This window comes from Actinomyces johnsonii, from assembly GCF_006546835.1.
Classification (GTDB): Bacteria; Actinomycetota; Actinomycetes; order Actinomycetales; family Actinomycetaceae; genus Actinomyces; species Actinomyces johnsonii.
The window spans coordinates 458,493-467,131 of record NZ_VICB01000004.1 but is presented as its reverse complement, the minus strand read 5'-3'; the positions used below and the strand labels follow the sequence as shown (position 1 = coordinate 467,131).

Below are 8,639 nucleotides of genomic sequence, written 5' to 3'. Positions count from 1 at the left end.
GCCATGCACAGCCCCCCAGAACCAAATGGCATAAAAAACATGACACACTATCGAGTTCTCAAACAACACACCCACTGGAAACTCTTCGAAAGACTTTCGTCTTCCGTTTTCCTTTCCAGAAGCGCCTGAGAAACTTTAGCGATCCGATTATCTGGAGTCAAACGATGGTTCGGTGACCCTCGTCTCCCCTTCGGTTCTCTTCAGTTCTCAACTCCCGGTCGGTTTGAGGACTTGTCCTCCTCGTTCCGGGCCGGAGAGAACATTACGCACAGGTCTGTTGACCGTCAAACGCAAACGCGGTGACGGTGCCCACAGAGGCCGTCACCGCGTCAGCTCGGTCGAAAATCGGACTATATCTTTGAAGGGAACTGAGCCGATCGACCAACTGCCAAGTTGCGCCTTCCCTTGCGCACCAGGACCACTCCCCCGGCGAGCAGGTGCTCGGGACCGATCACCGTGGCGTCGTCCTCCACCTTGACGTTATTGAGGTAGGCCCCGCCTCCGGCGATGGTTTTGCGGGCGGCGTTACGCCCCCGCTCCAACTGGGTACTGACGAGCAGATCCACGATCGTGGTCTCGCCCGTCACCACGTCGCCGGAGGCGAGGTCCGCCGTTGCGGCCAGGATTGTCGCTTCGTCGATGTCTGCGAGATCCCCGCGTCCCCACAGGGCCGCGGTCGCCGCCTCGGCCTGTGCCGTGGCCTCGGCTCCATGGACCCACGTCGTCACCTCATGGGCGAGGGCTCGCTGGGCCTCGCGCGCCTTGGGGTTCTCGGCGGTAACCGCCTCGAGGCGCTCGATCTCCTCGCGCTCCAGGAAGGTGAAGACCTTGAGGAAGCGCGCCACGTCGGCATCGTCGACCTGTAGCCAGAACTGGTAGAAGGCGTAGGGGCTGAGCATCTCGGGGTTGAGCCAGATCGCCCCACCCTCGGATTTGCCGAACTTGGTGCCATCGGCCTTGGTGATGAGCGGGTTGGTCATGACGTGGACCGAGGCGCCCTCGACCTTGTGGATGAGGTCCATCCCGCCCACGAGGTTGCCCCACTGGTCGTTGCCACCCACTTCCAGGGTGCAGCCGTAGCGCCGGTAGAGCTCGAGGTAGTCGTTGGCCTGGAGGACTTGGTAGCTGAACTCGGTGTAGGAGATGCCCTCCTCACTGGCCAGGCGGCGTGCGACGATGTCCTTGGAGAGCATGGTGCCCATGCGGAAGTGCTTGCCCAGGTCCCGCAGGAAGTCAATGGCGCTCATCGCCTGGGTCCAGTCCAGGTTGTTGACGATCCGCGCCGGGTTGTCCCCGCTGAAGTCGAGAAGGTTCTCGAGCTGCTCCTGCAGGTCGGCAGCCCATCCGGCCACGACGTCCTTCGTGTTGAGAGTGCGCTCGCCCTTGGCGCGCGGGTCGCCGATGAGCCCGGTCGCTCCGCCCACGAGTGCGAGAGGGCGGTGTCCGGCGAGCTGAAGGTGGCGCATCACCTTGACGGCCACGAGGTGGCCGTGGTGGAGACTCGGTGCCGTGGGGTCGAACCCGCAATAGAAGGTGACGGTTTCATCGGCCAACGCGGCGCGCAGCGCATCGATGTCCGTGTGCTGGGCAATGAGCCCGCGCCACTGCAGTTCGTCCAGGATGTCCGTCACTGTCCAGTCGCCTTCCATGGGTCGTCGTGCGTCCTGCACGCGTTGTCCCGGCACGTCGCGCCCGGGGCCGGTTGAAACCTCCGGCGCGGATAGTCTGCCATGTCCCGGCCCAGCTTCCACGATGCGGTCGCATCAGACCGGCGTCGTTGTCACGCCGACCGCCCGCTGCACGCGCGCGTTGGCAGACGGCGATGATCAGTCCGTTGAAGTCCTTGTGCCGGTCGATGCCGAGGCCGCTGCCGGTCATCGCTGCTTCGTGAGCACGACGAGCGTCCTCATAACCCCGCCCCATCTCATAGCCGGCTTGACGAAGTAGGCGCCTGGCGTAGGCATCAAAGATGAACCGGGGGCAGTCGTAGACCATGAGGGCGACGAGATCGACCCTCTCCGGGCCGAAGCCGGGAAGCCTCATCAGCTCGGCGGACCAGGGCTCGATTTCGCCGAGCTCGGAGCGCAGCAGCTCGTACGGGTGCGTATGGGGATCGGTGTATCTGGCGAGATCCGAGCGAAATACGGGGAACGTTCATGAGTCCTTGACGGGGCGGTCCCAGATGAGGGTGTAGCGGTAGTAGAAGCGCCGTCGAACCCTGGCCCCGGGAAGGCTCCGAGTTGCCGCTGCGCGGATCTCGTCGAGAGACTCTCTTGGAGCGCTCGTGACGACGCCGATATCGGGGGTCTCCCGGTGCATCGCACCGATCACGCGCAGTGGGAGGACAGCGAGGGCAGACAGCGTCCAGTCCCATGGGCTCTTATTGGCGGCCAGGCCGACGACGATGAGTCGCCCACCGGGTGCCACCAGCCCACTCAGCCTCGTCAGGGCTGGCTCCAGCGGGAGGTGGTGCAGGGTTGCCACGCAACTGACGGTCTCGAAGGTTCCGATGCGCTCGGGCAGACCCGGGTCCATGACGTCGTCGAGCAGGATCTTGGCTTGCGGGATCTGTTCCAGGCGACGACGCGCTCGTGCAACGGCTTGCTCGTCAGGATCGAGTCCGACGACGCAGCGGCACACCGCTGTCAGGCGCGCGAGCAGGAGCCCGTCGCCGCATCCGACATCGAGCGCGCTACCACCGCGCCGCGCCGCGTCCCGCACAATGCGCCGGTGAAAAGCGACATTGTGGTTCCAGTAGTCATCGGCCACTGTGAGAACCTGACGGAGCAGCCACCTCGGTCGGACCGGCTGTGTCACCAGGGGGCCTGGGGTTCACACTCCGGCCGACGGACGCATCGGTCTCCTCGCTGCGGTGCGCTGTGGGGCTGCGCACCACGGCACCGGCGTCGCGCAGCAGTGCCTCGCGCAGGTGGGGCACGGCGGCGAAGTACGCCTCATCGGCATCCTCCACCAGAGGCGTTGCCCGGGCCCCGACATCTCGCCCTGCCGCTGTCGTTGTCACGATCCGGGCACGGGCGTCGTTCGGATCCTGCTGACGCGAGACAAGGCCGGCCCGCTCCAACCGGCGCAGCACCTGGCTGGCGGTTTTCACGTCCATTCCCGCTTGGGCCGCGATCATCACCTGGCTGGCCCCGTCCCCTTGCTCCTCGAGCCACTGCGTGCAGGACAGGAGGACGAACTGGGAGTGCGTCAGTCCAACTGGTTCCAGGGCGGCAGCGATGTCGCGCTGCCAGGCCAGCGCGGTCCTCCACATGAGGAAGCCGGGGCTCGCCTCCGGCCCCTGGAACCGTGTTCTCACATGGCGACCCTAGCAGCCGCGATGAGTGAGTCGAGGGCCTGCGGAAAGTCTGCTGCGATTCTCGGGCCGATCACCGGGCCTGCGTCATCGGCTCCGGGCCCGTCGATGTCGAGGCGGGTAGTCACGACGCTCTTCCCCTGTGTCTGCTCAGATATGAAGGAGTGCGTGAAGGTCAGCTCCACGCCCCTGTAGGAGACCCGGTCGGCCTGGACATGAGGGGGTTCCCAGCGCGTCACCGTGATCTCGACGCTGTCCTGCCCGGCCGGTGTCATCGCGATCGATGCACCGGGCCCTACGGGCTCGCGCGGTTCGTAACGGTCTCCCTCTGGGAGCTCAATCTCACCGGAGAGGACTTTGATCCAAGTCTCCCACAGGACTTCCACCGGGAGCTCCACTATCCGTTGACACTCAGTCGACCACATGGCCTGTCCTTCCTCCGCCCTCAGCGGGTCCACAACACGAATAGTCTGTGTAGCGATAATCTGTGTACCTATTATTAGCGGATGGGCGAGGCTCTGGCAAGCTGGGTGTTTAACGGCCGTGAGGCTCGGTGAAGTTCAGTCCTATGAGCGTCGCCTGGTGACGGCGGGCCGGTACGTTGAGACGGTGGGTTCTCCATCCAGCCAGAAGCGCCACGGGAAGGCTTCTCCGTCTCCCCCGGGGCCGGCGACCCCGGTGCGCGGCCCGCACCGGATGCGTTCAGCATCCGGCACCCGTTGCAACTCCGGCAGCGTCAGGCTGATACGTGATCCCGGTCCGCCCAGCGGCTCGCCGTCGTCGGATCGGTCCAGCCCGAGCGCGGAGCACAGCCGGGCCGGTCCACGGGCCAAGTCGCGATCGGTACGCGCAGCGGGGCGACGGGTTCGTGCCAGCTCGATGCCGTCCACCACCTCTCCCCCTCGCAGGAGCACCGCTCGCGAGATTCCCGCCGGTCCGGTGACGATGTTGAGGCAGTGGTGCATGCCATAGGTGAAGTAGACGTAAATGCAACCGCCGGCCTCGAACATGGAGGCGTTGCGCGCTGTGAGCCCTCGGAAGGCGTGGGAACCGGGGTCTTCCTCGCCCCGATAGGCCTCCACCTCGGTCAGGCGGATCGCGACGCTCCCCTCCGGACAGGCGACAGCGATGACGGCGCCCAGCAGCGCCGGGGCCACCTCCAGGCTGTCGCGGCTCAGGAGTGAGACGGCCTCGGGACTCAGTTCCACCGCAGGCGCCCTCATCAGTCGTCCTTGCGAGCTCGCTCAGCCCCGCTCCACGTCAGCCCCGCCGTCCGCATCGCCGTCCTCGTCATCGAACTCCTCCGGCTCGGGCCACTGAGGACCTGCGGGGCCGTCCAGCAAGGAGCCCTCCCATGCGAAGACTCGCAGCTCGGCGCTGCGGGCGATGGCCCGGGCGAGCTGCTCGACGACGCGCACCGGTGCAGTGCCGCCGTGCCCGGTACGGGCTGCCACCGCCCCCTCTGCCGAGAGGACCTCGCGCACACCGGGGGTGAGCCGCTCATCGATGGCGGCGAAATCGTCGTCGGACAGGTCCCACAGCTCGATGCCGCGCCTGTCGCACTCGCGCACGCAGGCGCCGGAGATCTCGTGGGCGCGGCGGAAGGGCACGCCGTTCTTGACCAGCCATTCGGCCACGTCGGTGGCCAGGGAGAACCCCTGCGGAGCCAGAGCGGCCATGCGCTCGTAGCGGAGGGTCATCGTACTCACCATGCCGCTGACGGCAGGCAGCAGGACGGCCAGGGTATCGACGGCGTCGAAGACGGGCTCCTTGTCCTCCTGCAGGTCCCGGTTGTAGGCCAGGGGCAGGGCCTTGAGGGTGGCAAGTAGACCCGTCAGGTCCCCGATAAGGCGCCCGGCCTTGCCCCGGGCGAGCTCGGCCACGTCCGGGTTCTTCTTCTGCGGCATGATGGACGAACCCGTGGAGTAGGAGTCGTCGAGAACGACGAAGTCGAACTCCTTGGTGTTCCAGATGATGATCTCCTCGCTCAGGCGCGAGACGTCCACCGCCACCATCGTCAGGACAAAACTCAGCTCAGCAACGACGTCGCGGGAGGCCGTGCCGTCGATGGAGTTCTCGACGGCCGCCTCGAAACCGAGGTCGGCGGCCACGGCGTCGGGATCCATGCCGAGCGTGTTGCCGGCGAGCGCACCGGAGCCGTAGGGACTCACGGCAGCGCGCGCGTCCCAGTCCTCGAGGCGCTCGACGTCTCGCATGAGCGGCCAGGCATGGGCGAGCAGCTGGTGGGCAACCAGCACCGGCTGGGCGTGCTGCATGTGGGTGCGTCCGGGCATGATGGCATCGGAGGCTCGGGCCGCCTGATCGATGAGGGCGTCGACGACGTCGAGAACGAGCCCGGCCACGTGGCGCGCCTGGTCGCGCAGGTACATGCGGATGAGAGTGGCGATCTGGTCGTTGCGGCTGCGTCCGGCACGCAGACGCCCGCCCAGGTCGTCACCGGCGCGCTCGATGAGCCCGCGCTCCAGAGCCGTGTGGACGTCCTCGTCAGTGGCCTCGGGGACGAAGACACCGGCGACAACGTCGGCCTCAAGGCGGTCCAGGGCGTCCAGCATGCCGGCCAGTTGGTCCTCGTCCAACAGGCCGACCTGTGCCAGGGCACGGGCATGGGCGCGGGACCCGGCGATGTCGTATCGGGCCAGGCGCCAGTCGAAGTGGGTACTCACTGACAGTGCGGCCAGTGCGTCGGCGGGCCCCCCGCAGAAGCGCCCACCCCACAGGCTGACGCCGATCGGCTTGGAGTTCTGATGCGAGTCGGAGGGGCCGGACTGAGCGGCGCTCGAGGTGGCGGAGTGGTTGAAGGACTGGCTCATACCCCCATCATGGCCCATCCACCGACAACGGCGCCTCAGTGACCGGTCCGGAATGGTTCTATGGCGGATCGGCGGCAAAGGGCCCTCGTCTCTCTTGAGGAAAGCACGAGGGCGGGGGCAGGTCGGGCGACACCGACCAACGGGAAGGAAGAAGGACCTGCCCAGCGGCTCGCCCGCCATGTCATGATGAGCCATGCCCGCCGAACAAGACGCCCTTTTCCCAGGCAAGCAATTCATCTCCACCGTGCTCGAGGCGCTGGAGACCAAGACCAGGATGACCGGGGCGATCGCCCATCGCTACCTCATGCGCGCGGCAATGGCCGGCATGATCGTGGCGGTCTTCTACATTGTGAACTACGCCATCGTCGGTATCTTCAGCGGCCTTCACGTTGGGGAGACCTCCCTGGCCGGGATCGGAAAGATGCTCGGGGCGCTGGCCTTCGGCCCCGCCCTCGTCTTCATCTACTACACGAAGTCCGAGCTGCTCACCAGCAACATGATGGTGGTCGTCATCGGCTACTACTACAAGCGCATCTCGGCGTGGAGAACCCTGAGAGTGCTGTTCATGTGCCTGGCCGGCAATTTCATGGGCGGTCTCGTCTTCGCCGTCATGTACCACTTCTCCTCACTCGTGGAAGGACCCACCGGCGAGCAGGCCCTGCACTCGGTGGAGGCCAAGCTCGGTTATCTGTCGTCGGCCTCGGGGATCGGCGACCTCTTCGTGCGGGCGATCCTGTGCAACTTCATGATCAATCTGGCGATGCTCCTCATCTACAACGGCTTCATCCGCGAGGACTGGTCCAAGATCTTCTCGATGATCATGGCCGTATTCGTCTTCGCCTTCCTCGGCTTCGAGCACTCGGTGGCCAACACGGTGCTGTTCACCGTCATCGGCCTGACGCACGGAATCGACGTCATGCCAGCACTGGGCAATGTGGCCGTGGCGCTGCTGGGCAACTTCGTGGGCGGTGGTCTGCTGATCGGCGGCTACTACGCCTACGCCAACGACGACTCCCGCTGGCTGGGCCGACAGCTCCACAAGGACGAGGTGCAGGCGGGAGAGTAGACCGAGACCGAGGTAGACGTCCTCCGGCCATCAGTCGGCCCGTCCGTCCGCCACGACAGGACAACGAGCGAACCGGTTGCCACCGCACTGCTGCAGGCGGTGGCAACCGGTTCGTCATGTCTCCTCCTCACCGACGACGCTGAGCAGGCTGGCGACGAGGCGGATTGCCGCTCATCGTCCCGGTCGAGACCCCGATCAGAATCCCTGGCCGTTACCGGCACGCACGTCACGAGCGGCGGCGAGCTTGGACTGCATGCCGTAGATCTCAATGAACCCCCGGGAGGAGGACTGGTCGAAGGTGTCTCCGCTCTCGTAGGTGGCCAGGTTGAAGTCGTACAGGCCGGTCTCGGAGCGGCGCCCGGTGACAGTTGCCCGGCCGCCGTGCAGGACCATGCGGATGTCGCCGCTGACGTAGCGCTGGGTATCCTCGATGAAGGCATCCATGGAGCGCTTGAGCGGGGAGTACCACTGCGCCTCGTAGATGAGCTCGGCCCAGGTCTGCTCCATACTCCGCTTGTAGCGGCGCTGCATGCGCTCCAGGGTGACGGCCTCGAGCGCCTGATGCGCCTCGATGAGGGTCACCGCCCCGGGGGCCTCGTAAATCTCGCGGGATTTGATGCCCACGAGCCGGTCCTCCACTGTGTCGATGCGGCCCACGCCCTGTGCCCCGGCCCTGCGGTTGAGCTCTTGGATGGCCTCCAGCGGGCTGACGTCACGGCCGTCGATTGCCACCGGGACGCCCTCCTTGAAGGAAATGATCACCTCGTCGGGCAGGGGCGGGTAGGCGGGGTCATCGGTGTAGACGTAGACGTCCTTGGTGGGGGCGTTCCACAAATCCTCCAGGAAGCCGGTCTCGATGGCGCGCCCCCAGACGTTCTGGTCGATAGAGAACGGGTTGTGCTTGGTGGTCTCGATCGGCAGGTTGTGCTTCTCGGCGTAGTCGATGGCGACGTCGCGAGTCAGCGCCAAGTCTCGCACCGGGGAGATGCAGTCCATGTCAGGGGCCATCGAGGTGATGGAGACCTCGAAGCGGACCTGGTCGTTGCCCTTGCCGGTGCAGCCGTGCGCCACAGTGCGGGCGCCGAACTCGCGGGCGGCCTTGACCAGGTGGCGGGCGATGACGGGGCGGGAGAGCGCGGAGACGAGCGGATAGGTTCCCTCGTAGAGGGCGTTGGCCTTGAGGGCGGGCATGCAGTAGTCGTTGGCGAACTCATCTCGTGCGTCGGTCACATAGGCCTCGACGGCACCGCAGTCGAGGGCTCGCTGACGGATTACCTCAAGGTCCTCGCCGCCCTGGCCGACATCGACGGCGACGGCGACGACCTCTCGGCCGGTGGCCTCACCGATCCAGCCGATGGCGACAGACGTGTCCAGGCCTCCGGAGTAGGCCAGGACGACACGGTCCTTGTGGGTACTCATGGGATAT

At 66.0% G+C, this 8,639-nt stretch carries 8 protein-coding genes; 1 reads left to right on the top strand and 7 read right to left on the bottom strand.

Features of this window, described 5'->3' with window-relative positions; genetic code table 11:
* Positions 1 to 350: 350 nt before the first annotated feature.
* The 6 genes from tyrS to argH form a co-directional block, all read right to left on the bottom strand.
* Entirely contained in the window at positions 351 to 1,631 is a 1,281-nt protein-coding gene (gene tyrS / locus FK256_RS04765) for a tyrosine--tRNA ligase (RefSeq protein ID WP_141423884.1), read from the bottom strand.
* Between the two features lie 523 nt (positions 1,632 to 2,154).
* Positions 2,155 to 2,769 (bottom strand): class I SAM-dependent methyltransferase, encoded by a 615-nt coding sequence (locus tag FK256_RS04755; protein ID WP_021606778.1) that lies wholly within the window; start codon positions 2,767 to 2,769, stop codon positions 2,155 to 2,157.
* On the bottom strand, positions 2,759 to 3,319 hold the full coding sequence (locus tag FK256_RS04750; protein WP_141423883.1) for a MarR family winged helix-turn-helix transcriptional regulator: 561 nt from the start codon (positions 3,317 to 3,319) through the stop codon (positions 2,759 to 2,761). Before FK256_RS04750 ends, FK256_RS04755 begins: the two co-directional genes overlap by 11 nt.
* Positions 3,316 to 3,741 (bottom strand): SRPBCC family protein, encoded by a 426-nt coding sequence (locus FK256_RS04745; protein WP_141423882.1) that lies wholly within the window; start codon positions 3,739 to 3,741, stop codon positions 3,316 to 3,318. The genes FK256_RS04750 and FK256_RS04745 overlap by 4 nt, the downstream gene beginning before the upstream one ends.
* Before the next feature lie 141 nt (positions 3,742 to 3,882).
* Complete coding sequence (locus FK256_RS04740) at positions 3,883 to 4,539, bottom strand: DNA-3-methyladenine glycosylase (protein WP_141423881.1); 657 nt, start codon at positions 4,537 to 4,539, stop codon at positions 3,883 to 3,885.
* A gap of 21 nt (positions 4,540 to 4,560) precedes the next feature.
* Positions 4,561 to 6,165, bottom strand: coding sequence for an argininosuccinate lyase (gene argH, locus FK256_RS04735; RefSeq protein WP_211343519.1), 1,605 nt, complete (start codon positions 6,163 to 6,165; stop codon positions 4,561 to 4,563).
* 175 nt (positions 6,166 to 6,340) lie between these two features.
* Here argH and FK256_RS04730 point away from each other — a divergent pair, with 175 nt between their 5' ends.
* Positions 6,341 to 7,213 (top strand): formate/nitrite transporter family protein, encoded by an 873-nt coding sequence (locus FK256_RS04730; protein ID WP_141423880.1) that lies wholly within the window; start codon positions 6,341 to 6,343, stop codon positions 7,211 to 7,213.
* A 195-nt stretch (positions 7,214 to 7,408) separates the two neighbouring features.
* Here the strand turns inward: FK256_RS04730 and FK256_RS04725 are convergent, their stop codons facing one another.
* The gene (locus tag FK256_RS04725) at positions 7,409 to 8,632 is read right to left on the bottom strand and encodes an argininosuccinate synthase (RefSeq protein WP_021606771.1); all 1,224 of its coding nucleotides are present in this window, start codon (positions 8,630 to 8,632) and stop codon (positions 7,409 to 7,411) included.
* Positions 8,633 to 8,639: the final 7 nt, after the last annotated feature.